Here is a 24,040-nt window from a genome sequence, read left to right on the forward strand (position 1 = left end):
GTGTCAGGGCTGCGAAGGAATACATCGATTTTCTCCTCCCCCTGCAAGCAGGGGGAGGAGAAAATCGATGTATTCCTTCGCAGCCCTGACACACCAAGGATCAGCGCTGTTTCATTCCAGCGCGAGAATATATTTCCAGTCAGCGGCGTCGACCGGCATCACCGACAGCCGGTTGCCCTTGCGCAGCAACGGCATCTCGACCAGCGCGTCGTGGCTCTTGAGTTCGTCCAGGCTGATCGTGCGCTTGAGCTTTTTCACGAACTTCACATCGACCAGCGTCCAGCGCGGATTGTCGCGCGAACTGCCCGGATCGAAATACTTGCTCTTGGGGTCGAACTGGCTGGGGTCGGGATACGCGTCGGTGGCGACCTCGGCGATGCCGACGATGCCGGGCGTCGTGCAGTTGGAGTGGTAGAAGAACACCTTGTCGCCGGGACGCATGCCGTCGCGCATGAAGTTGCGCGCCTGGTAGTTGCGCACACCATCCCAGGCTTCCTGCTTCTTGCGCTTCAGGTCGTCGATCGAGAATGCGTCGGGTTCGGATTTCATCAGCCAGTGATTCATCGGCTTGTCTCACTGCCTTGGTGGGGGCTGCCTTTATCAGTGGTGGAGCAGTCGATCAGCTCGCCCTCGGTGGCAACGAAGTCCAGTGCCACATCCCAGTCCGCTGCCTCGATCTGCGGCAATTCCTGGAACGCATACGCGATGCCGACCAGCAGCGGTTCGGTCGGGCGCACCTGCTTCTTGAGGAACGCAAAGCTGCGGTCGTAGTAACCACCGCCATGACCCAGCCGATGGCCACGGCGGTCGAAACCGAGCAGAGGCACCAGCACCAGGTCGAGCTGGAACGGTTCCAGCAGCTCGCGTGGTGCGGCTGGTTCGGGGATGCCATAACGATTCGGCTGCACTTCTTCGCCGGATTGCCAGGGCGCAAAACGCAGACGCTTTCCCTTGCAGATCACCGGCAGCAGGAATTGCTGGCCACGAGCAGCCAGGGGCGGGATCACCAGGTTCAGCGGCAGCTCGCCATGGCTGGCCCAGTAACCGGCGACGCGGCTGTCGGTGAGGTATTCGGGGAGCTGTTCGAGGCTGCGGCGCAGGCCTTGTGCGGCGGCGATGCGCTGGGGCGGGGTGAGGGCGCGGCGCTGGTCGGCCAGACTCTGGCGAAGCTCGCGTCGTTGGGCGGTGGCGTCCACGTTTCGCGCGTCTCCATCGTAAAGTTCGCCCCGTTCATCGCGGGATGAACGGGGCGAGGATAAGTGGCGTCAACCGCGGTGCCGCTGCACACCAAACGACCTTGATCCAAGATGGATCAGGTGGGAGAGCTACATGGCCTCGAGGCTTTCCGCACGTGGCGGACATGCACAACAGCCGATGTGAAGCCGACCCGGGGCCGTATTTAGGAACAAGGCAAATGTAAGAGTGTGCTGGCGAACATCGCAGAAAACGCCGGGATTGATTTTAGGCGTTTGCCCGTCAATGTGCCACTGGCGCATGACAGTTCGGGTTCATCGAACGACGCGATGCCTGATGCTTTGAGCAGGCTCCAGAGCGCTACAGCATTCAACGCTTGAGCAGATCGCTCTCCAGCGCGGCATCCAGCTTGCTGCGCAAAGCAGCAAGCCCGTCGCTGAGACGCTGTTCCTGGCCGTCGTGCTGTTTGCGCAGGGTCAGGAATTCGTGGGTGACGCTGATCGCCGTCAACACCGCCAACCGCTCGAAACTGGGTGCCTTGGCATTCGCGCGCAGCTCGCGCATCTTGCGATCGAGAAAGCCGGCTGCTTCGAGCAGGCCATCGCGCTCTTCCGGCGCACAGGCGATCAGGAATTCGCGGTCGATCAGTCGCAGCGCGACCGGTTCACTGCTGGACATGGGTTCTATCAACCATTGCTTTCAAGCGATTTCAGCCGCTGGATCATTGCCTCGACGCGGCTGCGTGCCTGTTCGTTGCGTGCCAGCAGACCCGCGCGCTCACCGGACAGCTGCTCCTGGCTCTGGCGCAGGCTGCGGTTCTCCTCGCTGAGCCGGCGCACGGTATCGAGCAGCCGGTCGAGTTGCTGGGCCAGCGCAGCCAGTTCTTGATGGACGTGATCAGGCGTACTCATAAACGAAACTATAACAGGACGTTGGCCGAAATCAGCGTGGCCGCCGGCAAGAGTCGGTGGCTACCCATGGCGGCTGCATTAAACTGGCGGTCATTACTTGCAGGAGCATCACCATGACGGCTACCGGGCTTGTGGGCCACGACGACATCGACGCGCTGATCATGCGTCTGCGACTGGGTACCGAGGCCAGCGAATTGCACGGTTCGCTGTGCGGTTATCTGGCCGGCGGCGGCTCTCTGCACGGCACCACGGTGCTGGCCGCGCTGCAGCTGGATGGCGAAGCCACCGAGCCGACCGCGAACGACGAGACGCTGCTGGAGCGGTTGGCCAGGCAGTGTGAAGCCGAACTGGCCGATCCCGAACTCGGTTTCGAACCGTTGCTGCCGGAGGATGACCGCCCGCTGGCCGAACGTGCCGAAGCGATGGTCGACTGGTGTCGCGGTTTCCTCGGTGGCTTCGGTCTCGCCGGTACGCCCGCGCATGCGCACCTGTCGGAGGAGGCGCAGGAGATCCTGCGTGACTTCGGCAACATCGCCGGCTCGTCGTTCGATTTCGACAATGAAGACGAGGACGAAGACGCGCTGATCGAGGTGCAGGAATTCGTGCGGGTCGGTGCGATGCTGTTGCACACCGAGTGCACGGCGCACGACGGGCCCGCCAGCGGCACGGTGCATTGATTCCGACCGCGCCGGGACTGGCTGCGCTGGCGATCGCGTCCGAGGAATTCGCCCGGCGTCGGCGCCAACTGATGCAGATGGCCGGTGAGGATGCCGTGCTGCTGGTCGCTGCAGCGACCGAGCGCATGCGCAACGCCGACGCAGCGTGGCCGTACCGGCAGGATTCCGATTTCCACTACCTCGGCGGTTTCCCCGAAGCGGCTGCGGTGCTGGCCCTGCTGCCCGGCCGCAAGCACGGCGAGGTGGTGCTGTTCTGCCGCGAGCGCGATCCGGCGCGCGAGCGCTGGCATGGACAGACGATCGGCACCGAGCGTGCGGTGGCCGAATACGGCATGGACGACGCGTTCCCGATCGAGGATATCGACGACATCCTGCCCGGCATGATCGAGGGCCGCGGCCGCGTGTATTGCCACTTCGGCCGCGAGCCGGAATTCGATGCGCAACTGCTGGGCTGGATGCGCAAGCTGCGCCAGTTGCGTGGCGGCGGCGTGGTGCCGAAGGAGTTCGTCGCGCTCGGCCATCTGCTGCATGACCTGCGGTTGTACAAATCGCGTGGCGAACTGAAGCTGATGCGCGCCTCCGCCGCGATTGCGGTCGAGGCGCACCTTGCGGCACTGCAGGTGGCCGCGCCCGGACGCCGCGAATACGAGGTCGAAGCCGAACTGCTGCGTGTGATGCGCAGCCGCGGCGCGGTGCCGGCGTTTCCGCCGATTGTCGCTGGTGGCGCGAATGCCTGCGTGATGCACTACCAGGCCCATCGTGCATCACTCAATGATGGCGACCTGCTGCTGATCGACGCAGGCGCCGAACTGGACTGCTATGCGTCCGACATCAGTCGGACGTTTCCGCTCAACGGCCGCTACAGCCGCGAGCAGCGTGCACTGTACGACGTGGTGCTGACCGCCCAGCTGGCGGCCATCGACGAGGTTCGGCCCGGCCGGCCGTTCAGTGCCGCGCACGCGGCGGCGGTTCGCGTACTCACGGAAGGCCTGTGCCAGCTCGGCCTGCTCAAGGGCAGTGCCGATGCGGCGATCGCCGAGGAAAGCTACAAGCGGTTCTTTCCGGCCAAGACCGGCCACTGGCTGGGTCTGGACGTGCACGACGTCGGCGACTACCGCATCGACGGTGAATCGCGCCTGCTCGAACCGGACATGGTGCTGACGGTGGAGCCGGGCCTGTACGTAGCGCCGGACGATCGTTCGGTGGCCGAGCGCTGGCGCGGCATCGGCATCCGCATCGAGGACGATGTGGCGGTGACCCGCGACGGCAACGAGGTACTCACCGCGGCGATGCCGAAGCAGGCGGATGAAATCGAGGCGTTGCTGGCGGCGCGCTAGGTCAGTTCGTCCGGCAATTCCGCATCATTGCGTTCGCGGTTCGCCGCGTCGGTGGCGTGCACCTCGTACCACATCGCATTGAGGATGGCGAAGGCACAGGCCAGTCCCAGTCCGAGTATCCATGAGAAATACCACATCAGATCGACCTCCTTTCAATAACCACCATGCGCTTTGCGTACTTGTTCAAGGGTGACCCGCCCGCGCATCACGCGGTACACCCAGCTGGTATAGAGCATCACGATCGGCAGCAGCACGGCGGTAACGATCAGCATCAGTTGCAAGGTGCCATGGCTGGAGGAAGCGTCCCACACCGTGAGGCTGGAGCGCGGATCGAGGCTGGACGGCAGCAGGAACGGGAACAGCGCGAAGCCGGCCGACGCGATCGTGCTGCCCACCATCAGGCTGCTGGCGATGAAGCCGGCAACGCTGCGTCGGCCGATCAGCGCCTGCACGCCCACGGCGGAGACCAGCGCCAGCAGCGGTGCGCTCCAGAACCACGGATATTGCATGTAACTGGCAAACCAGCTGCCGCCGACGGCGACCTGCTTGTACAGCGGGTTGGAGGCGCCATCGGTCACGATGGGGCCGCCGATCGCGTAGCCGGGAAGACCATAGGCAACCCACACGCCGGCCAGCACATACAGCACGGCATAGATCAGCGTCATCCAGCGCGCGATCCGCACCGCGCGTGCGGCGATCAGCTGATCGGCCTTCAGCGCGGCCCAGCTGGCACCGTGCGCCAGCAGCATGCTCAGCGACACCAGCCCGCACAGCAGCGCAAACGGGTGGAGCAGTTCGAAGAAGCCGCCATGCCAGCTCATGCGCAGATCGCCGTCGAACTGGAACGGCACACCAAGGAAGAGATTGCCGAACGCGACACCGGCGATCAGCATCACCACGAAGCCGGAGCCGGTGAGGATCCAGTCCCACAACGAAGCCCATCGCGGGTCATGGATCTTGCCGCGGAAATTGAAACCGACCGGGCGCAGGATGAAGGCCAGCAGCACCAGCGCGATCGCCAGGTACATGCCGGAGAACGACACCGCGTAAAGCATCGGCCACGCCGCGAACGTCGCGCCGCCGGCCAGGATGAACCACACCTGGTTGCCTTCCCAGGTAGGCTCGATCCCTTCGAGCAAGACCAGTCGTTCCTCGTTGTCGCGGCCCAGGATCTTGAGCAGGCCGGCGACGCCGAAATCAAAGCCGTCCATGATCGCGAAGCCGATCAGCAACGTGCCGAGCAAGGCCCACCAGATCACCCGCAGCGTGGCGTAGTCGAGCATGGCGATGTCCTCAGTGACCGGCCGCGGTGGATGGATCGTTGGACGGCCAGATGCCCAAACCGTCCGGCCCCTTGCGGATGAACTTCCGCATCAGCGTCACATCGACGATCGCCAGCGCGGTGTAGAAGAACACGAAGCCACCGAGCGAAGTGAGTACCTGACCGGCACTGACCGATGACACGCCGAGCGCCGTCGGCAGCACGCCTTCGATCGCCCACGGCTGACGCCCATATTCGGCCACGATCCAGCCCAGCTCGATTGCCAGCCACGGTAGCGGCAGGCTCCACAACGCGAGGCGCAGATACCAGCGCTGGCTGTCCAGCTGGCGCGTGCTGGCCTTCCAGAACGAAAACGCGAACAGCGCGATGAAATAGAAACCGCAGCCGACCATGATGCGGAATGCCCAGAACAGTACCGGCACGTTCGGAATCGTGCTGTCGGCAGCCTGCTGGATATCTGCCGGCGTCGCCTGGCGCGGATCGTCGACGTATTTCTTCAGCAGCAGGGCGTAGCCCAGATCCTGATCATGCGCGGCGAGGGTGGCCTTGGCCTGCGCGTTGTCCTTGTCATGGCGCAGCATCAACATGGCGTCATAGGCCTGGATGCCGTTGCCGATACGACCCTTGGCGGTATCCACCAGTTCGGCGATGCCAGGTATGGTCTCGTCGGTCGAATGAGTGCCGATCAGGCCCATCACCCAGGGAATCTTCACCGCGAAGTGGGTCGTGCGTTGTTGCACGTCCGGGATGCCGAACAGGGTGAACGAGGCCGGCGCCGGTTCGGTGTGCCACATCGCCTCGATCGAGGCCATCTTCATCTTCTGGTTCAGCGATACGGTGTAGCCGGAGGCATCACCCAGCACCACCACCGACAGCGCCGCGGCGAGACCGAAACTTGCCGCCACCGTCATCGAGCGCTTGGCGAAATCCACGTTGCGTCCGCGCAGCAGATACCACGCGCTGATCGACAGCACGAACATCGCACCCATCACGTAGCCCGCGCTCACCGTATGCACGAACTTGTCCTGCGCCACGGGATTGAAGAGCACCTCGGAGAACGAGGTCACTTCCATACGCATCGTCTGCGGGTTGAATTCGGCACCGACCGGATGCTGCATCCACGCATTCGCGATCAGGATCCACAGCGCGGACAGGCTGGTGCCCAGCGCCAGGAACCAGGTCACCAGCAAGTGCTTGATCCGCGAGATGCGATCCCAGCCCATGAAGAACACGCCGACCAGGGTCGCCTCGAGGAAGAACGCCATCATTCCCTCGATCGCCAGCGGCGCACCGAACACGTCGCCCACATAATGCGAGTAGTACGCCCAGTTCATGCCGAACTGGAATTCCATCGTCACGCCGGTCGCCACGCCCATCGCGAAATTGATGCCGAACAACACGCCCCAGAACTGCACCATGCGCTTCCACACCTCGCGCCCGGTCATCACGTAGACGCTCTCCATGATCGCCAGCATCCACACCAGCCCCAGTGTCAGTGGCACGAACAGGAAGTGGTACAGCGCGGTCAGCGCGAACTGCAGGCGCGACAGCGTGACGACATCGGTGTCGATGATCATGGGTGACCTGCGGATGGGATTTGGGGGGAGGGTGCCAGCAGATGTGCGATCGCATCCGGACTGGCATCGGGTTTCGGTTGTGGTGCAAACGCCACCCACCAGATCAGTGTCAACAGCGCGATCTTGAGCGCGATGACGCCGAACAGCTCGATCGTCAGCCGACGCAGCGGGCGAGGCGGTTCGCTGAGCTTTTCAGTCGGGGCGCTTGATGTCGCGGAGCCGGACATGCGATGAATCCATGCGGTAGCTGCCGCTCAGCATACGCCGTCAAGGCGTTGCCTTGATGTGGAGGAATGTCGCAGTGGTGGATCGTCGCAGGGTGCATGGGGCACGAATGCTGTCGCTGCTGTGAGGAGGATTCGTGCCCAGTCCATTCGCGTTGATGCTGGTGAACTCAGAGCAGCGCAAACGCATCCCGAGTGAGGTTCTCAGGTGCACTGTCAGTGCACACTACGTCGTCCTCGATGCGGATGCCGCCGTACTGGCGGAATGCGTCGACCCTGGCCCAGTCGATGTCGGCGGCTACCGGTTTGTCGCGCAGTTCGGCCAGCAGCATGTCGATGAAGTACAGGCCCGGCTCGATCGTCACCACCATGCCCGGTTCCAGCACGCGGGTCATGCGCAGATAGGGATGGCCGGCCGGACGCGCGATGCTGCCGCCGTGCTCGTCCTGCTGGAAGCCGGCGACGTCGTGCACCTGCAGGCCGATCGGATGACCGAGACCGTGCGGGAAGAACGTGCTGCTCACACCGGATTCGACGGCGCTCTCCGCGCTCATGCGGATGAAGCCGTGTTCGCGCAGCACGCCGGCCAGCACGTGATGGGCGTGGATGTGCAGTTCGGGATAGCTCTGTCCGGCGCGCACTTTCGCCACAAAGCCCTGTTGTGCGGCATCGACGCTGTCGATCAATGCCTGGAACTCCGCCGCTTGCGCCGAAGCGTAGGTGCGCGTGATGTCGCTGGCGTAACCGGCGGCGCTGGCTCCGGCGTCGATCAGGAAGGAGCGACTGTGCGCCGGCGGCACGCGGTCGAAACTCGTGTAGTGCAGTACCGCGCCATGCTCGTTCAGGCCGACGATGCTGGAGTACGGCAGTTCGGCGTCGGTTTGTCGCGCGGCGGCGAGGTAGGTCAGATGGATCCCGAACTCGCTGCGGCCGGCACGGAATGAGGCCTCCGCCGCGCGGTGCGCGCGCGTGCCGATGCGGCTGGCCTCACGCATCAGGGCAAGTTCGTACGACGTCTTGTAGCTGCGGTGCCAGTGCAGGTAATCGAGCACGGCGGCAGGATTGTTCGCTTCGACGCCATCGCCGCTGGCGGCGATAACCGCGCGATGACTGGTGGGTAGTTGTGCCGTCGCGTCAGCCGCGTTGCGCACGATGCTGATATCGAAATGCTCCACCCAGTAACCGTGCGGCGCCTGCGGCACCACGTGCCAGTAGTCGCGCGGCTGCAGGAAGATCAGCTTCGGCTTGCTGCCCGGCGTGTAGACGATCCAGCTGCCCGGTGCATCGGTCAGTGGCAGCCAGTGCTTGAAGTGCGGATTGACTGTGAACGGGTAGTCCTGGTCATCGAGGAATTTGCGCAGCGGCGTGCCGGCGGCGATCACGAGGTGGTCGAAACCACCGAACGCGAGCGCCTGATCGGCGCGTTCGCGCAGCGTAGCCAGGTGCTGAGGATAGAGCGAAGCGAGTTGATCGTGCATGGGGACTCCTGCAGGCCAGCTACGCCGTCCGGGGCATGGCACTCGCGTGCCGAGCCTGGTTGCCGGTGATGGCGTGAGATGGGGAAGGCGAAGGCGCCATGATCGCGCGCCGTGGCGACTACTTCCAGCGGGACGTCAGGTCTGCGCCAGCCAGCTGTCGAGCCGGGCAGCATCGGCATCGCTGATCGCCACGATCCGGTAGCCGGCCCAGATCTGCCCCGTGCTCGCGGCAGGCTCGTGCCATTGTTCCTGGATGCCCGCCTCGATCGGTGCTGACTGCGTCAGCACCGATCCTGATTCCGGCAGGCTCATGCTGACCTGGTAGATCGCTTCGCTGCGCGGTGCCTGGGCGCAGATCAGCAGCATGCCGGTGCTGGAGAGATTGCCCAGATGCCCGATGGGCAGGCCACTGATCACGTCGGTCACGATGGCTGTGACGGCGGCACGCTTGCGCTCGGCACGACGCTGGTTGCTGATGTCGCTTGTTGAACTCATCGACGGTTGGGCTCCTGCGGAACAGGGCGTCCTGCCCCGGCCGACTGGCGCAGACTGCCGGTCAGGCTGCGCCAGGCGCGATCGAGCAGGCTCTCTCGTTGTTCGGGTACCTCGCACACGCGGCCGGCGCCAATTTCATGGGCCAGCTGGGTCAGGGTCATTTCCTCGCCACGCTGGCCACGTCGGCTGACCAGCAGGCAGCGGCCGGACATCGGCGAATGCCAGGCCAGCTTGCGCCGCGCGATCTGCCCGGTAGTCGGGTCGATGAACTCGAACCAGCTGCCGAACGGCAAACTGCTCAGGTGCTGCTCGATGCGTCGTTCACGCGGGCTGGGCTCCGGTATCTGCGCCTGATGGGCAGCCGTCGGCTCATGCCGGGTGGACGACTGCTGGATGGGCCGGGCGGGTTGACCGGATTGGGCCGCTTGGGCGGGTTGGATGAGATGGGTGGACTGATGCTCACCGAGGCGCTGATGCTGCTTCAGGCGCATGGCGAGATCGGTGGCGCTGGGCAGTTCCACCGCAAGATCGGGCTTCTCCGTCCCGAGCAGTCGCTGCGCAACCTGCTCCGCTTCCTCGGCATGCATGCCGATCTGCTGCAGGCCGTTTTCCACGTTCTGCTGCAATTGCTGCCGGTCACCTACGGGCAGGCGGCCGAGCAACTGGTCAGTGATCGCCAATTGTTTTCCGAACGCCTCGCTGTCTTCGCCATGACGCAGCAGGGTCAGCGCCAGCACATCCGACCAGGCGCGATCCAGCAGGGCACGTAACAGTCCACGCGGTGGCGATTGCGCAAAGCGTTCGGCCATCAATTCGCCGGCGCGATGGCGTGCCTGATCCAGCCGCTCGCGCCCTTGCGCGGCTTCCACATGGCGGCGTTCGGCAGCCTGTGCCTTGCGCGTGAGCAGGCCCAGGTGATGCTCGATGTCGGCCAGCAGGGTGGTATACAGGCCGGCGCTAGGCGGTTCCTGGCTGGCTCGCGCCACCAGCTGTTCGAGCTTGTTGGCCAATGGTCGGTTGCTTTCGTCGTCGCTGCCGTCGAGCCAGTCGTTGGCGGCCGCGGTCACCGTGTCCAGCAGCTTGCGCGCGGGGTGCTCGCGCTTCTCGAAGAAACCCTTGTCGGCGACCGCCATGCGCAGTACCGGCAGTTGCAGGTCGCCCAGCAGGTTGTGCGCATTGCCGCCCTGCTGCAGCTGCTGGCCGAGTTGTTCGAACAGCATGGCGACCAGTTCCACCGTGTCGCCCTGTTCGCCAGTCAGATGGGTGTGCGGTGCGCCCAGGGGCTTGCCGACATTGAGCTGGGTCAGCAGTTCCTCGCGCAATCGCTGGGCACTGCGCAGTTCGCGACTGGCCTGGCCGGTGACCTGGGCCAGATGCTGCTGCAGCGCGCCGAGCGCCGTCTGCAATTCATCGGAACTGGCGACATGCCCGGCCGGCTGTCCTGCCGTGCCGGCCTGATTGGCGCGTTGCTGCGCAAGCAGATCGCGCAGCGATTCCAGCACTTCGATCGAGCCGCCTGCGCCGGCCCCACCGCCGCCGGCTGCATGAGCCGTCTCGGCCACTGCTGTGGCGGGTGTCTTGGCGGGGCGTTCGCGTTTGCTGAGGTGCCGCGGGATCGGGATGCTGCGCAGTTGCGGCAGGATGCCGTCACGCTGCAGTTGTACGTTGATGCTGTCGTACAAGGGGGCCATGGGCTGGATCAGCCACTGGTCGAAACTTTGCAACAGCAGCAGCTGGTGCGGCATCGGCAACTTCAGTTCGGTACTGGCCCGGTAAAACGCCTGGATCAGGGCATGCGGTCCCAGCGGAAGTTTCGCTCCCTCCAGCGGCGGTGCACCGACCAGTACAGCCAGCCGATAACCAAGCTCGTACAGCACGCCGCTGTGGCGGACTTCGCCGCGTGCACCCAGTTGCTCCACGGTCATCGTCAGCTCTTGCTCGACCGGATCGAGCAGTTCAAGTGCTTTCCAGGCCTTGGTCCCGGGGGTGCTGGCCGGCGCAAGCTTGGCCGTATCAGCCTCCAGGGTGTTGAAGGCTTCGCATAGTTGTTCGATGAAGCGCTGCTCGAATCGGGTGCGGTCCTGCAGCACCCGCTGCCGGCTGCTGTAGAGATCCTGTTGCTGGGTGTGCTGACGTGCTCGCTCGGCCAGCGCGAAGAGTTGTTGCTCGAAGTCACTCAGGCAGCGTCGCAACGGTTCGTGCAACCCATCCGTGCACAGCTTGTAGCTGGTCTCGAGCAGCCGCTGGGCACGCGCAGGCCAGCGTCCGCTGTTCAGGCGGGTAGCCTGATGGGACGCGGGTAGGTCGTGCCGATCCTGTCCGACATCCATGCAAAAGCCTGTCTATTCCCCCGGTGCCGCAAGTCTATGCCGGTTGTCGCGGGTATGCCATCGCTGGCAATGGCGACGTCAATCGAGAAAACTGGCGATCACGTCGTTGAGAAAACGCTGGCCAAGCGCAGTGGTGCGTAGTCGCTGCGGATCGTCATGCAGCCAGTCGCGCCGGCGACCTGCGGCCAGTGCCGCAGCGATGCGCTCAGGCGGCAGGCCGGTGCGCTCGCTGAAATCGGCGAGTGGTACGCCATCGATCAGGCGCAATGCGTTCAGCATGTACTCGAATGGCAGCTCGGCCGGGCTGACCACGCTGTCACCGCCGATCCGTGCTGTGCCGCCAGCCGCTTCCAGGTAGGCGCGCGGATGGCGGGCTTTCCAGCGCCGGTGCACCTGGCCCGTGCCGGGATCGCTCAGCTTGCCGTGCGCACCGGCACCGATGCCGAGGTAGTCGCCGAAACGCCAGTAATTGAGATTGTGCGTGCAGCGCCGGTCGGGCAGGGCATACGCGGAGATTTCGTACTGGCCATAGCCGGCAGCGGCGAGGCGGCCTTCACAGGCTTCCTGCATCGCCCAGGCGTGATCGTCATCCGGCAGCGGCGGTGGGTTGGCGGCGAACGCGGTGTTCGGCTCCAGGGTCAGCTGGTAGTGCGAGATGTGAGTGGGCTTGAGCGCGACGGCGCGCTCCACATCGACCAGTGCGCCATCCAGGGTCTGCTGCGGCAGTGCGTACATCAGATCGAGGTTGATGTTGGTGTAGCCGGCGTCCTGCGCCGACTTCACCGCGGCTTCCGCTTCATTCGCCGAATGAATGCGGCCGAGTCGCTTCAGCTTGTCGTCGTCGAAGCTCTGCACGCCAAAGGAGATGCGATTGACGCCGGCGGCCAGATAACCGTCAAAGCGACCGTGCTCGACGGTGCCGGGATTGGTTTCCAGGGTGATTTCGGCGTTGTCGGCCAGCGGCAGGCGTTCGCGTACGCCATCAAGCAGGCGGTCGATCAGTTCGGGCGAAAAGAGGCTTGGCGTGCCGCCGCCGAAAAAGATGCTGATGACGGACCGGCCTTCGAGCGCCGCACCAAAGTCGGCGCGATCGGCATCCAGGTCGGCGAGCAGATGGTCGATGTAGTCGGCATACGGCGGCGGCTCGCTGCGCAGGCCATGCGAGTTGAAATCGCAGTACGGGCACTTCTTCACGCACCACGGCATGTGGATGTACAGCGACAACGGCGGTGCAAGCAGACTCATGCGTGGCGAAGTTCGCGCAGCCGCTCGTGCAGCAGCACGAGTGCCTGGCCGCGATGGCTGAGCTTTTTCTTCAGGGTGTCGTCCATCTCGGCGACGCTCTGGCTGTAGCCGGTGGGCAGGAAAACCGGGTTGTAGCCGAAACCGCCGCTGCCGCGACCTTCGGGGAGAATGTGACCGTGCCAGCGTGCCTCGGCGATCAACGGGGACGGATCGTCGGCATGCTGCAGCAACACCAGCACACAGATGAAGAACGCGCCGCGCTGTTCTGCCGGCACGCCATCGAGTTCGCGCAGAAGCTTGGCGTTGTTCGCCGCCGCATCGCCGTGGCCGCCGCTGTAGCGCGCCGAATACAGCCCCGGTGCGCCGTGCAGGTGATCCACGCACAGGCCCGAGTCGTCCGCCAGCGCAGGCAGGCCGCTGGCCTGTGCGGCATGGCGTGCCTTGAGCAAGGCGTTCTCGACGAAGGTCAGGCCGGTTTCTTCGGCATCCTCGATGCCGAGACTGCCCTGGGCAATGACCTCGAGACCGCTGTCGGCAAGCAGTGCACCGAACTCCTTGAGCTTGCCCGGGTTGCTGCTGGCCAGGACGATGCGCGACATCGGGTTCAGCCTTGCGCCAGGGCAGCGCGCTGTGCGACCACCAGTTCGCCAATGCCTTTCTCGGCCAGCGCCAGCAGTGCATCCATCTCGTCGCGGCGGAACGCATGGCCTTCGGCGGTGCCCTGTACCTCGATGAAGCCGCCGCCATCATTCATCACGACGTTCATGTCGGTGTCGCAATTCGCATCCTCGGCGTAATCCAGGTCGAGCACCGGCATGCCCTGGTAAATGCCTACGGATACGGCTGCGACCGCACCGACGATCGGGTTGCGCTTGAGGTTTTCGCGCTTCATCAGGAGGTTCACTGCGTCGACCAAGGCCACGTAAGCGCCGGTGATCGCCGCAGTGCGGGTGCCCCCATCGGCCTGCAATACGTCGCAATCGAGCGTGATCACGCGTTCGCCCAGTGCCTGGCGGTTGATACAGGCGCGCAGCGAGCGACCGATCAACCGCTGGATTTCCATCGTGCGGCCGCCCTGGCCACCGCGCGCGGCTTCACGCTGCATGCGGGTGTTGGTGGCGCGCGGAAGCATGCCGTATTCGGCGGTGACCCAGCCCTCGCCCTTGCCGCGCAGCCATGCCGGTGCGCGATCCTCGATGCTGGCGGTGCACAGCACGCGGGTGTCGCCGAAGCTCACCAGCACCGAACCCTCGGCGTGGCGGGTATAGTGGCGTTCGATGCTGACGGTGCGCAGCTGGTCGCTGGTGCGGCCACTGGGGCGGGTGACGGGATTCATGGGGTGGTTCCTGGCGTCGCTTGGCCGGATTGGGCAAGGCGGGACGGGAGAGTTTACCATTGCGTCCTTTCCCCACGTCCGGACGGCGCCCCAATGATCCGCAGCATGACGGCTTACGCCAGTGCCGAAACCACCGGTCCCGCCGGCACGCTCAGCTGCGAGCTGCGTACGGTCAACCACCGCTATCTGGAACTGAGCCCGCGCCTGCCGGACGAATTGCGTAACTTCGAGTCGCAGCTGCGCGAGCGGGTGGCGGCGAAACTGTCGCGCGGCAAGCTCGATATGACCGTGCGTTTGCGCAGCGGCGATGCGCGCAACGACTCGTTGCAGGTCAACAGCGCGCTGCTGTCGCGGCTGTCGGAGCTGAATCTGGACATGACTGCGCTGTTTCCCGGCATGCAGGTGCAATTCACCGAATTGTTGCGCTTCCCCGGCGTGATGCAGCAGGCCGAGACGGATCCGGAAGCGCAGCAGGCCGCGTTGTTCGATGTGCTCGATCGCGCGCTGGACGCCTTGACCGCCACTCGCGAGCGCGAGGGCGAGAAGCTGGGCGAGATCCTGCACGACAAGCTCGACGGCATCGAGCGCGTGGTCACCGACGTGCGTGGCTGGATGCCGGAAATTCGCGCTGCGCTGCGGACCCGACTGGAAACGCGACTGGCCGATCTGAAGCAGCCGGTCGAGGCGGGCCGGCTGGAACAGGAGTTGGTGCTCCAGATCACCCGCACCGATGTCGACGAGGAGCTGGATCGGCTCAGCACGCACATCAGTGAAACGCGGCGGGTGCTCGGGCTGCAGGAGCCGGTTGGCCGCCGGCTGGATTTCCTGATGCAGGAGTTCAACCGCGAGGCGAACACCTTGGGCTCCAAGTCGGTCGATGCGCGCAGCACCAATGCCGCGGTCGAACTGAAAGTGCTGATCGAGCAGATGCGCGAACAGGTGCAAAACATTGAATAGTGTTTAAGGCCGTCCGACACGGTCCAATCCACAGGCAAGAATCCCACAAAGCCCGCTATATGCGGGCTTTTTCATCTTTAACGCAATCCGACGGTGTCCAACTGCATCCAGTGATGAGGTTGTACCCACAGGGTACAAAGGTGATTTTTGTAGGTACACGGTGTTTTCGGCACAGGTGAGGCGACGATGCAGAAGCCAAGACCATGAAGGTCAGCGTAGGCGAGCTGGACCGGCTGACAATATCGGAGCGCGAAGGCAGCCGCGGGCAGGTATTTGCTGACGTGGATCCGTGGTGAACCGGTTGAGGGTACTGAACTGCTGGTGGATATCTGCCGCGTGCTGCACCAGCACGTCATCGCTGATGCCCCGACGATCACCGCCGCGGCGCTGTGGTCGGTGCACACCTGGTGCATGGATGTACTCACGGTGTTGCCGCTGACCGCACACATCGCGCGCGAGGGAATAACGCAACCCAAAAAAAATGGCGCCTGAGGGGGTCGGGCGCCGAAATGTATCGATTGAACAAACCACGGAAGTCACCGCTTGTCCGAGCATCAGCCATGCGGCAGATGCTCGGTGAACTTGGGCGACCCTTGGCAACGATAGACAGATGCTCTTTCGGGCGAACCTGTAGGTTCTCCCAGTTCTTCGGCGTGTCTTCAGATGACACATTGGCTCTGCATGGTTGCCGGGAGTCAGGGGAAGGGAGATGCCACACACTATCTATGTTGTTCAAGGTTTCCGCAGTGGGTGCAAGGCGATCACTCAGTGCTTCAAAAGCGAAGCACTGGCTAGGGAGCGCGCGGCTTACCTTGGAGGGTCATTCGATAGTGTCGTTATGTGGCGTCACACAGCCGACCCCGATACAGGCAACTATGACGGACCCGGCGTGCTTATGAATGTGGGAGTGGCGCCATAGATTCTTGGCAAAAAAAGGACCCGCAGCGGGGGCGGTGGATGCTCTACAGGGCCGCGAGGACTGCGGCAAACCTGAGACGGCGTGAGTAACAGCGCGAACATTAAGGCTCACTCAGATCTTCACGTTGCCGTCTATGCATCGAGAGGTAGTCTGGGCTCACCCGGGTTAAAGCAGGCGCAAGCTATGGACGAAGGAATGAAGGCGTGTCCCGCATGCGGCGAGGCGATCCAGGCTGCTGCCCATAAATGCCGATATTGCGGTACGGATCTGGATGCTTATGTGGCATCGAAGGAAACAGCGGTCGAAAAGACGCTTTTCTCGGGTCACCCAAAAGTGATCTACACCTTTAGCCAGTACTTCTTTGTGATCATCACGCTTGGCATCGCGTTGCTGGTCTACTGGCTGCGTAGTCTGTCCACCACGTTCACGATCACCACACAACGTGTGCGCTTTGAGCGCGGGATTCTCTCCAAGACACAGGACAATCTCGAACTGTTCCGTGTCGATCACTTCGACCTGCTGAAGCCACTTGGTATGCGGTTGCTTGGCCTATGTCAGGTGCACATGCACTCGTCCGATGAAGGGATGACTTCGGTCTATCTGTATGGGATACCGGGCTTAGAAGGGCTGGCCGATACATTGCGCGAGTGCTCGTTACGCGAACGCACGCGCCGCCGCGTCATGCCGATCGAACACATGTGAGGGTCGGTTAGGCAACGCTACAGCCAGCGCGATACCCCACCATGGTGCGAACACGTTCCTCGATGACTCTGGCTAAAGCTGTAGCTGCCATCGCGGCACCGGGCAGTCGCACCGGTGGGCGCGTTACCAGACACTGTATGCGCAGGCCGGTGCACTGTATTGCCGGCTTTGTTGACGTAGCTCCCCGACTCGATCAGGCGATCATCGTGTGCAGATGGTGTCTGCTGCGTTCGTTGCGCGGGCTGGGGCGGGGTGAGTTGGTAGGCCGGTGCGGTGGTAGCGAACACGCATGCCAGACCAAGCACGGCCGCCAGGATAAGTTGCCGATACATATACTCCCCCATCTGCCGGCGAGCTCCGGTCAGCGCATGCCCCCTGACACGCCAAGTCAATATAGTCCCCGTCATAGTCCCCGTCCGCCGACATGGCATCAGCTTCGGCCTACACACTCGCGCACGCTTCGCTGATGACCGATCAGTCCCCGCGCTGCCTCCTGACCTTGCCCCGCGAGTCCGGCCACCAATCTGACAGGTGTTAGGCCATTGCCAAATGGCCGCCCATCTTGATTAGTTAAAAACCTGTAAGAACTACGGGTGGCCAGCTCCTCAGCGAGTATGGTGCTATAGACGGCAACCTAGAGCAGGCCTTTCTGCTTCGGCTGAAAGGTTCCTAGGAATTCCAAGGGGAAACGCGTACCACGCGTCATTTAACTCAGTTCTAGGCTGAGGTGGTGTGTGAACCACGGGGCGAGCTGACGCCTTGGCCTGGAATCTCCCGAGCACTCCTCTCACTCCAACATGGTCTAAGTCATGCCAAATGCCTATGTCGTGGCTTGGTGCAATGGCGCCGGCGGGCGTCATGTGCTTCTAGCAACAAAACGATTCACCGGCTCTCGCTTCAATGGCGCCCCGGTGGCACCGTCCGTCCTCTTGCATGGCGCGGGTCAGGCTTGTTTTCCAGGTGGCCGGATCAATGTAGGCGAGGCAGCACAGGCAGCCGCTGAGAGGGAGTTTCTAGAGGAAACCGGCATCGACTGGGCGAATCCGTTGGCTGTGGCGACCTACCATGTCACGCACACCCATTTGATCAATCGCGCGGCTTTCTCCACGCTCTACGTGCAGCTTGCTGCGCTCGCAGACTTGAATCAGCTGGCAGTCGATATCAACGCGAACATAGGCGGCAATACGCCCTTGGACCAGGAACAAGCCCAGGTTCAAGTCGTGGCGGAGGCCGGCGTTGCTGTCTTGCTGGGTCCTAGTCCACTGATTCCTGCGGGGGGCTGGCACGCACCGCGGATGCCGCAGTTGGCGGGCGCATTCCAGCTTCATCAAGGTCACGCTTGGCACCAGATCCCTGCGGGTTTTGTACCGCCGCCGCTGCGTGTGATGGTCGCCAATGAGCTGAACGCAGCGTTCAATTGGCATGCAACCAGCGTGGGCGATCTGCATCTGGCCGCAGCGGCAGCGCCGGTGGTCCCAGTGGTCTTGGCTGGCGGCCCGGTAGCGATCCTGCCACCGATCCTGCCACCACCTATGGTTGGCGCACCACCACCGGTGGCGCATGGTTGGAACCTGGGGTACGCCCGGCAAAACATGGTGCTCATGACCATGATCATCGCTGTGGGCCTCGCCGCAGCGTTCCGCATGTATCAATTGCTTTACCCGGACCCTTCCCAAAAATGACTTTGGAAGGGGCGCGGAGTGGGCTGATTTCCAGTGGCTTATCTCAGGTCCAAGAGCGGTCTACCCGATCACTGCAGCCAGTTTGCATTGACAACCGATAGTCGATGAGTTTGAACGTGCATCTCGGAGCGCCACCGCTGCATCACAGGTCAAGGTTTTGCTTACGGCTCACGCGCATGAGGCCATGGGCAGGTCTTCACCTACACGCGTATACACCATCGCCTGATGCACTCCGTGAGACAGCTCGTGCAAGCTGCTGTTGCCCGTACGTAGGTGCCGCCTGACTTTCCCCTGTCGTCTTGGCGCCGTGCGCGGGCAACCTCTCTTCGCAACGGTGCCTTGCATGATGGTCTACACCGTGAAGCAGAACGAAAGCGGGCTCTGGTGCATTCGCACCATGAGCGCCACGCTCGCGGATGGCCTGCAGCTCGGCGCCGCTATCAGGCAGGCTAGGGACGCTGCTAGGACAGAGCATCTGGAGTCGGGCCTTGTCACGCGGGTGGAAATGCACGGCACTGACGTGATCGTGCCACTGGCCCATTACCAGGCGTCACGAGACACATGGACGGGCGCCACGGCGTGAAGGCGAGTGCGGGTGAGCGGATCAATCTCCGCAACCGGCTGAGCCGCGCGCACTGGTGCGGCTGCTTCAGCTGCAGCGACAAGGAGCTGATCGACGCGGTGCGAGAAACCCGAAGCATGGAAGTCAGCGTGGTCGGCCTCTATCTGGCAACGCGATACGCTTTGGAGTCGTTCGAGGCATCCAACGCGTGGACATGAACGGCATTGCCGCCCGTTAACAGCGCTGTCGCGTCGACTGCACGCTTAGGGGCACATGGTGATGCCGGGTTCAATCCGTAGAGCCTGTGGAGCAACTCCATATGACCTACCCTCTCGATCGCGATGAAAAATGCATGCTGGGCCAGCTCTGTAGTGGACCATGGGTTTGGAATCGCCTCTATGACGCCGACGTCGGCCATCGATTGGAGGGAAGAGGCTTTGCCCAACTCTCGATATTGGGTCAATGGTGCCCGACGGCGGCCGGTCGACTGATGGCGGCTTTGATCTGAACAGTGCCGTGGCAGCAAGCACACTCTGGGGGCAACTTTGGGGGCGCCAGGTTTCCAACAGCATCAACCCAGAACGTTCTGATCGCCCGAACCTTTGTACCCACGGTTGTACCCACGCGCAAAAGCGCAGTGGTGAAACCCTTGCGGGGCGCGGTTTGTGCGCCGCGCTTCGGATTCAGGTGCAATCGGGTGATTTGCAGGTCGCAGCCGTCAGGCTGTCTGCTCCTGATTGATACAATCTGCCATGGCAGGACCCTGAAAAAGAAAATGGCGCCCGGATGGGCGCCAAGGCGAGTCCTTTCGGTTGTACGCACGAGGTCGCTCGGTGTATCCGTGCCACCTGACATTCCGGATTGGCAATGCTGCCGGGGGATCCATTCGGCTTGAGCTACCTGATGCAAGAGGTTATCGGGATGATGCTTCACGCGAACCTGTAGGATTTATCAGTTGACCTGCCTGAAAGGCTGCCTGCGGACCCTGGCTGCTGAAGGTGCCGCGAAGCTCCCAGCCAGCGCCGGACCCTGTTCCAAAGCGACGGGGTGACCTGTCAGGCCGAGATTCGTCAGCAAGCATGGCTTCGGTCAGAGAATTCCCAGCAGCAGGGCTTTCGCAACGGCCTGCGTCTTGTTCGCGACGTTGAGCTTGGTCAGACTGCTTGCGATATGGAACGTTACAGTACGTTCGGAGATGCCCAGGATTCTCCCGATCGCATCTGCCGTCTTGCCCGCAGCACTCCAGCGCAGCACTTCGCGTTCTCGGGCGGTCAACTCGCAGTCGTGCTCAGGTACGAGTCTCTGTATTTCTGCAGTGCCAATCAGTCCATGGATGACATGTGACAGCCAGACCAGCTGCATCTCCGTCTCCGCCAGCTCTGACGGGGTCACTGTCTGATGCGACCGTGCCAGTGAGAGCATCCCGGTCGTCATGTGCTTGCCATGAGTGGCCAATGCCCAGCCATGCCGTATTCCGTGCGCGCGTGCTTCTTCCCAGAAGGCTGGCTGGCTCTCGAAAAGATCATCTTTCCAGACCACGGGAGACAAATCCTGCGTTGTCCGCTGAATGAGTGGATCAATCTCAAGATAGTTATTCGCGAAATAATGGTCCAGCCAATGAGCAGGGTATGTGCTGGCCCATGTGACACTTGGGCGTGACAGGGGGAAGGGCACGCGCAGAACATAGGAGCAGTATTCGAAGCCCAAATCCCCCACGATGATGGCGAGCTCTCTCAGGACCTCAGCAGATGATCCTGCCGATGAAGTGAGTCGATTCAGGCAATCTTCGCGCCAAGCCTTCACTTTTATGATCCTGCGTCATCTGCGGAAACTGACAGTTGGTCGTCTTGCGGGGCCGGAGTTACGGTAGGCCTCAGGGTTGCCAAATCTTCATAGGGACGCGCCGTGAGCTTATCGTCATCTCCATGTGCTGCATCCCCGAAAAGGTCGCTGGATGGCTATATACGACTTACGTTCGACGCATTTTCAGGTCTGAACTTCCAGCGGAAGCTGGTGTGGGAAGATCAGGATCTTCGGCAGGATCTTATCGTAGAGGATGTCCCGGCCTTCTGCGCTGGGTATTGTGAATGGGCAACCGATGGCGCGCTTCAGGTCAGCATCGGATGGGCCTGGTTTGGTCTGGCTGATGGGCGAAGGTTCATCGCGCCAGGTGGGATAAGCAGCAATGTCATGCTCGTAACTCGGACCAGTTACGACCTGGGCATGCATCGGACCGATGAACTGCTGCGAGCGTGGTTGTCAGGCGAAAGCTGGCAAACCCGCGAGGCCATCTGCGGTCTCTAGGTCTGCGATTGTTTTCCTGGGCTGCCGGTTATCGGTACTGCTTGCCCGTTTTCCGCCGGAATCGTTCTGGATAAATTCCGTACTCGGAGTTTCCTTCGCCTGCAACTGTAGAAGCTTACAGTTATGGCCCGATAAAAATCATTCTTCAATGCCGTTATCCCTAATTAGCGGAGCCACGGCAAATGTTGACGGTGATGGCTGGCATGGGGAGTCAACTGTCACCTGACCTTGAGGTGGCACTGGCCGCTTACAGATACGAAGTATTTATAGAGACTTTGCGCTGGCAGTTGCCGGTTGAAAATGGGCTGGAGCGTGATCAGTTTGACCGGCCGGACACGTTGTATGTCATTGCCAGGGACGCGCACGGTGCGGTGTGTGGCTGCGCACGGTTATTGCCGACGACCCAGCCGTATTTACTTGACGAAGTCTTCCCGGGGCTCATGAGTGGTGCACCTTCACCACACGCATTGGATGTCTGGGAGCTATCGCGATTTTCCACAATGGCTATCGGCGAAGATTCCACCCCTCCACGTGACGAGGCCAGGAGACGTTTCTGTGCATTGTTTGCTGCTGTTGTCGGGGCGGCAATTGAACAGGGCGCTGTCCGGCTGATTACCTTCACGGCCGTGGGTGTGGAAAGGATTCTCAGAAGCATCGGCATGCATGCGCACCGCGTTGGACCACCCCAGTTGATCGATGGCGAGCCTGTGCTGGCCTTGTGGATCGAATTGGATGATCAGACACGACAGGCGTTGCAGCTTCCACTGACCGAATCAAAAGGGATGCCACATTAGAGTTTCGTTTGGAGGTGGCAGTATCAAATGGAGCCTGACTCTGAACGAATGGGAGCTCAGCGGTCGTGAGGCAGGCTGTGCAGGTACCGATCTTTACGGGCACGAAAAATCTGGCCCGACTTTACACATCAGAGGTGCGACCGTGAACTGACATGGCTATCTCCCTGGTGACCCTGCTTGCCATGTGTTTGTGTGCGACGACGCTTGTTCCATCAATGGCTGTGGCAGCGAGTGGGCGGATAACGTTTTCAGGAGCCATTGTCGAGCCAACTTGCAGTGTTTCGACTGCGGACAGCACGGCAGCTGCAGCCGATGCGACACAAACGGGAGTCCACATGGAGCGACTGGCTTGCAACAGATCCGGTAACGCAAGCAGAGGTGGGTCACCGATCTACGCACTGACGGTCATGCGCCTGTCGGGTTCGGTAGCGGATCAAGTGCTGAAGTACTTCGATGCATACGTCAAGGCAGGTCGATCCGACGTTGCAGATCCGGTGTTGCTGACTCAGATCTACGAATGATGTGCTGGCTCGATCAAACCAATGGAGTTGCCGACGTGAGTATCGTAATCAAGGTCAAGGAAGGCGCTGACGGGCTATGGAATGTTTACCGCGACATCGATCCTGTGGTCACGCAATTGAGCCTGGGCTCTGCCATACGAACGGCACGGGGCCTGGGTCGCGCGACCCATGACAACACCGGCATGGCAGTACTCGTCGTGATGATCTGCCCCATCGGCGTGACTCTTCTGGCGAGGTATGCAAAGCCTGCCATCCAACACAACGCCGTAGCGGCTTGATGGAATCCAGACTTCTCTCAGATCACAGGTGCACCATGGGCGGTCTGTGACGGGAGGCGTGAGCCGAGGTTGCCATGGCTCGTCTGATGTGGCTGATGGGTGAGGCAAATCACGCGCCGGGAGCTTCCCGGGAGATAGCTCGGCAACTTTGATCGGAGGATCTCGCCTGGGCAGTGACCTGGTCCAGTCACGCTTGTACAGTTGAGGATGCCGCAGGTTTTCCTCATCGCTACAGGACGGTGAGCAGGAGAGTTGGCGGAGCAGCAAGCGATTGGCCGGCTGCCGAAATGCAATTCTCCTTGAGGGTTTGGACGCTACCAGGCAAGGGAATGCCGGCTTTTATTGCCACTTCATGCACCCTATGTGCACGGCGTCATGGCGCGTAGGCGGTCTGACGACGGTCCCCGCTATACTTCCTCGATGAAGCCTACCCCCACCATTTGTTGTGCCCATGCCTGCGCCTGCGCGCAAGAGTGCAGTGGCGAAGCCTTGACGTGGTGCGGTTCGTCGATCGCGCTGCGGGTTCAGGTGTAATCGAATGAGTGCCCAGCCTGAAGGCACCCTGTTCGTGGTCGCTGCGCCCTCGGGTGCCGGCAAGTCCACCCTGGTCAATGCGTTGCTCGAACGCGAGCCGGCGATCTCGCTGTCGGTATCGCACACGACGCGGCCGCCGCGCACGGGTGAGCTGTATGGGCGGCATTACTACTTCGTCGAGCGCGGCGAATTCGAGCGTGAGATCGCCGAGGGCATTTTCCTCGAGCATGCCGAAGTACATGGCAATCTATACGGCACTTCGCGTACCACGGTGCAGACGCTACTGGCGCAGGGGCGCGACGTGCTGCTGGAGATCGACTGGCAGGGTGCCGAGCAGATCCGACGCAGCAAGCCTGACTGTGTCAGCGTGTTCATCCTGCCGCCGTCGCGGGCGGAACTTGAACGCCGTCTGCGCGGTCGAGGTTCGGACAGCACCGATGTGATCGAGCGCCGGTTGCGCAATTCGCGCGGCGAGATCGCCCATGCGCATGAGTTCGACTATATCCTGGTCAACGACGCATTCGAGGATGCGCTCGCCGACCTGCAGGCGATCGTCCGTGCGGTGCGTCTGCGCAGTGTCTTGCAATGGCAGCGGCACGAGGTCTTGATTTCCGAGTTGCTGGCTGCCGGAACCTGAGCCGGGACGCTGCCCTGCGCATGGCCTTCGTATCGAGCTTCGGCTACCTTGTCCGCTTCCCCAG

The 24,040-nt window shown here is 62.4% G+C and carries 29 protein-coding genes and 1 other RNA gene; 12 read left to right on the plus strand and 18 right to left on the minus strand.

Annotated features, from left to right (window positions below):
* Positions 1-111: 111 nt before the first annotated feature.
* The 5 genes from B0E51_RS02660 to B0E51_RS02680 form a co-directional block, all read right to left on the minus strand.
* Complete coding sequence (locus B0E51_RS02660; protein WP_077443313.1) at positions 112-564, minus strand: EVE domain-containing protein; 453 nt, start codon at positions 562-564, stop codon at positions 112-114.
* Positions 561-1,196, minus strand: coding sequence for a 5-formyltetrahydrofolate cyclo-ligase (locus tag B0E51_RS02665; protein ID WP_077443314.1), 636 nt, complete (start codon positions 1,194-1,196; stop codon positions 561-563). Before B0E51_RS02665 ends, B0E51_RS02660 begins: the two co-directional genes overlap by 4 nt.
* Positions 1,197-1,262: 66 nt before the next feature.
* A non-coding RNA gene (ssrS, locus tag B0E51_RS02670) (6S RNA) lies at positions 1,263-1,449 on the minus strand.
* Between the two features lie 114 nt (positions 1,450-1,563).
* Positions 1,564-1,872, minus strand: a complete 309-nt coding sequence (zapA, locus tag B0E51_RS02675) for a cell division protein ZapA (RefSeq protein WP_077443315.1) — start codon at positions 1,870-1,872, stop codon at positions 1,564-1,566.
* Positions 1,873-1,880: 8 nt separating this feature from the next.
* Positions 1,881-2,105: a TIGR02449 family protein gene (locus B0E51_RS02680; protein WP_077443316.1), complete on the minus strand. Its 225-nt coding sequence runs from the start codon at positions 2,103-2,105 to the stop codon at positions 1,881-1,883.
* Between the two features lie 113 nt (positions 2,106-2,218).
* Between B0E51_RS02680 and B0E51_RS02685 the strand changes: the two genes are divergently transcribed.
* Positions 2,219-2,782 carry a UPF0149 family protein gene (locus B0E51_RS02685; protein ID WP_077443317.1) on the plus strand — a complete coding sequence of 188 codons (564 nt, stop codon included), beginning with the start codon at positions 2,219-2,221 and terminating at the stop codon, positions 2,780-2,782.
* Complete coding sequence (locus tag B0E51_RS02690) at positions 2,779-4,119, plus strand: aminopeptidase P N-terminal domain-containing protein (protein WP_077443634.1); 1,341 nt, start codon at positions 2,779-2,781, stop codon at positions 4,117-4,119. The genes B0E51_RS02685 and B0E51_RS02690 overlap by 4 nt, the downstream gene beginning before the upstream one ends.
* Here B0E51_RS02690 and cydX read toward each other — a convergent pair.
* The 10 genes from cydX to rph form a co-directional block, all read right to left on the minus strand.
* Complete coding sequence (gene cydX / locus B0E51_RS02695) at positions 4,116-4,256, minus strand: cytochrome bd-I oxidase subunit CydX (protein ID WP_077443318.1); 141 nt, start codon at positions 4,254-4,256, stop codon at positions 4,116-4,118. The two genes, B0E51_RS02690 and cydX, sit on opposite strands and share 4 nt — an antisense overlap.
* Positions 4,257-4,271: 15 nt before the next feature.
* On the minus strand, positions 4,272-5,402 hold the full coding sequence (gene cydB, locus B0E51_RS02700) for a cytochrome d ubiquinol oxidase subunit II (protein ID WP_077443319.1): 1,131 nt from the start codon (positions 5,400-5,402) through the stop codon (positions 4,272-4,274).
* A gap of 10 nt (positions 5,403-5,412) precedes the next feature.
* Positions 5,413-6,978, minus strand: coding sequence for a cytochrome ubiquinol oxidase subunit I (locus B0E51_RS02705; protein WP_077443320.1), 1,566 nt, complete (start codon positions 6,976-6,978; stop codon positions 5,413-5,415).
* Positions 6,975-7,205 (minus strand): cytochrome oxidase putative small subunit CydP, encoded by a 231-nt coding sequence (gene cydP, locus B0E51_RS02710; RefSeq protein WP_077443321.1) that lies wholly within the window; start codon positions 7,203-7,205, stop codon positions 6,975-6,977. The genes B0E51_RS02705 and cydP overlap by 4 nt, the downstream gene beginning before the upstream one ends.
* A gap of 167 nt (positions 7,206-7,372) precedes the next feature.
* Complete coding sequence (gene pepQ, locus B0E51_RS02715; protein ID WP_077443322.1) at positions 7,373-8,680, minus strand: Xaa-Pro dipeptidase; 1,308 nt, start codon at positions 8,678-8,680, stop codon at positions 7,373-7,375.
* 135 nt (positions 8,681-8,815) lie between these two features.
* Positions 8,816-9,175 carry a pilus assembly protein PilZ gene (locus tag B0E51_RS02720; RefSeq protein WP_077443323.1) on the minus strand — a complete coding sequence of 120 codons (360 nt, stop codon included), beginning with the start codon at positions 9,173-9,175 and terminating at the stop codon, positions 8,816-8,818.
* Positions 9,172-11,505 (minus strand): DUF1631 family protein, encoded by a 2,334-nt coding sequence (locus B0E51_RS02725; protein ID WP_077443324.1) that lies wholly within the window; start codon positions 11,503-11,505, stop codon positions 9,172-9,174. The genes B0E51_RS02720 and B0E51_RS02725 overlap by 4 nt, the downstream gene beginning before the upstream one ends.
* Before the next feature lie 78 nt (positions 11,506-11,583).
* Positions 11,584-12,750 carry a radical SAM family heme chaperone HemW gene (gene hemW, locus B0E51_RS02730; protein ID WP_077443325.1) on the minus strand — a complete coding sequence of 389 codons (1,167 nt, stop codon included), beginning with the start codon at positions 12,748-12,750 and terminating at the stop codon, positions 11,584-11,586.
* Positions 12,747-13,349, minus strand: coding sequence for an RdgB/HAM1 family non-canonical purine NTP pyrophosphatase (rdgB, locus tag B0E51_RS02735; protein ID WP_077443326.1), 603 nt, complete (start codon positions 13,347-13,349; stop codon positions 12,747-12,749). The genes hemW and rdgB overlap by 4 nt, the downstream gene beginning before the upstream one ends.
* A gap of 5 nt (positions 13,350-13,354) precedes the next feature.
* Positions 13,355-14,086, minus strand: a complete 732-nt coding sequence (gene rph / locus B0E51_RS02740; protein ID WP_077443327.1) for a ribonuclease PH — start codon at positions 14,084-14,086, stop codon at positions 13,355-13,357.
* A 93-nt stretch (positions 14,087-14,179) separates the two neighbouring features.
* On the opposite strand from rph, the gene B0E51_RS02745 reads away from it, so the two are divergent.
* The 3 genes from B0E51_RS02745 (at position 14,180) to B0E51_RS02755 (ending at position 16,664) form a co-directional block, all read left to right on the plus strand.
* Positions 14,180-15,043, plus strand: coding sequence for a YicC/YloC family endoribonuclease (locus B0E51_RS02745; protein ID WP_077443328.1), 864 nt, complete (start codon positions 14,180-14,182; stop codon positions 15,041-15,043).
* A gap of 273 nt (positions 15,044-15,316) precedes the next feature.
* Positions 15,317-15,535 (plus strand): hypothetical protein, encoded by a 219-nt coding sequence (locus tag B0E51_RS02750; protein ID WP_077443329.1) that lies wholly within the window; start codon positions 15,317-15,319, stop codon positions 15,533-15,535.
* Between the two features lie 610 nt (positions 15,536-16,145).
* The gene (locus B0E51_RS02755; RefSeq protein WP_077443330.1) at positions 16,146-16,664 is read left to right on the plus strand and encodes a PH domain-containing protein; all 519 of its coding nucleotides are present in this window, start codon (positions 16,146-16,148) and stop codon (positions 16,662-16,664) included.
* A 17-nt stretch (positions 16,665-16,681) separates the two neighbouring features.
* Here the strand turns inward: B0E51_RS02755 and B0E51_RS19860 are convergent, their stop codons facing one another.
* A complete protein-coding gene (locus B0E51_RS19860) occupies positions 16,682-17,095 on the minus strand; it encodes a DUF3761 domain-containing protein (protein ID WP_343124654.1) in 414 nt (137 codons plus the stop codon).
* A gap of 378 nt (positions 17,096-17,473) precedes the next feature.
* Here B0E51_RS19860 and B0E51_RS02765 point away from each other — a divergent pair, with 378 nt between their 5' ends.
* The 3 genes from B0E51_RS02765 to B0E51_RS02775 all read left to right on the plus strand — a co-directional run bounded on the left by B0E51_RS02765 (position 17,474) and on the right by B0E51_RS02775 (position 19,126).
* The gene (locus tag B0E51_RS02765; RefSeq protein ID WP_077443331.1) at positions 17,474-18,346 is read left to right on the plus strand and encodes an NUDIX domain-containing protein; all 873 of its coding nucleotides are present in this window, start codon (positions 17,474-17,476) and stop codon (positions 18,344-18,346) included.
* 343 nt (positions 18,347-18,689) lie between these two features.
* Positions 18,690-18,929, plus strand: a complete 240-nt coding sequence (locus tag B0E51_RS02770; protein WP_143525770.1) for a hypothetical protein — start codon at positions 18,690-18,692, stop codon at positions 18,927-18,929.
* Entirely contained in the window at positions 18,908-19,126 is a 219-nt protein-coding gene (locus B0E51_RS02775; RefSeq protein ID WP_077443333.1) for a DUF3606 domain-containing protein, read from the plus strand. Before B0E51_RS02770 ends, B0E51_RS02775 begins: the two co-directional genes overlap by 22 nt.
* Positions 19,127-19,997: 871 nt before the next feature.
* Here B0E51_RS02775 and B0E51_RS02780 read toward each other — a convergent pair.
* A complete protein-coding gene (locus tag B0E51_RS02780; RefSeq protein WP_077443334.1) occupies positions 19,998-20,711 on the minus strand; it encodes an autoinducer binding domain-containing protein in 714 nt (237 codons plus the stop codon).
* A gap of 183 nt (positions 20,712-20,894) precedes the next feature.
* Entirely contained in the window at positions 20,895-21,137 is a 243-nt protein-coding gene (locus B0E51_RS19710; RefSeq protein WP_254424382.1) for a hypothetical protein, read from the minus strand.
* 257 nt (positions 21,138-21,394) lie between these two features.
* Between B0E51_RS19710 and B0E51_RS02790 the strand changes: the two genes are divergently transcribed.
* From B0E51_RS02790 to gmk, 4 genes are all read left to right on the plus strand, one after another.
* The gene (locus tag B0E51_RS02790; RefSeq protein ID WP_077443336.1) at positions 21,395-22,006 is read left to right on the plus strand and encodes an acyl-homoserine-lactone synthase; all 612 of its coding nucleotides are present in this window, start codon (positions 21,395-21,397) and stop codon (positions 22,004-22,006) included.
* Positions 22,007-22,158: 152 nt separating this feature from the next.
* Positions 22,159-22,527, plus strand: coding sequence for a type 1 fimbrial protein (locus B0E51_RS19075; protein WP_143525771.1), 369 nt, complete (start codon positions 22,159-22,161; stop codon positions 22,525-22,527).
* 35 nt (positions 22,528-22,562) lie between these two features.
* Positions 22,563-22,805 (plus strand): hypothetical protein, encoded by a 243-nt coding sequence (locus tag B0E51_RS02795; RefSeq protein WP_143525772.1) that lies wholly within the window; start codon positions 22,563-22,565, stop codon positions 22,803-22,805.
* A 538-nt stretch (positions 22,806-23,343) separates the two neighbouring features.
* On the plus strand, positions 23,344-23,976 hold the full coding sequence (gmk, locus tag B0E51_RS02800) for a guanylate kinase (RefSeq protein ID WP_077443338.1): 633 nt from the start codon (positions 23,344-23,346) through the stop codon (positions 23,974-23,976).
* Positions 23,977-24,040 lie beyond the last annotated feature (64 nt).

Origin of the sequence: Rhodanobacter sp. C05, from assembly GCF_002001165.1 — a bacterium.
Lineage (GTDB): Bacteria > Pseudomonadota > Gammaproteobacteria > Xanthomonadales > Rhodanobacteraceae > Rhodanobacter.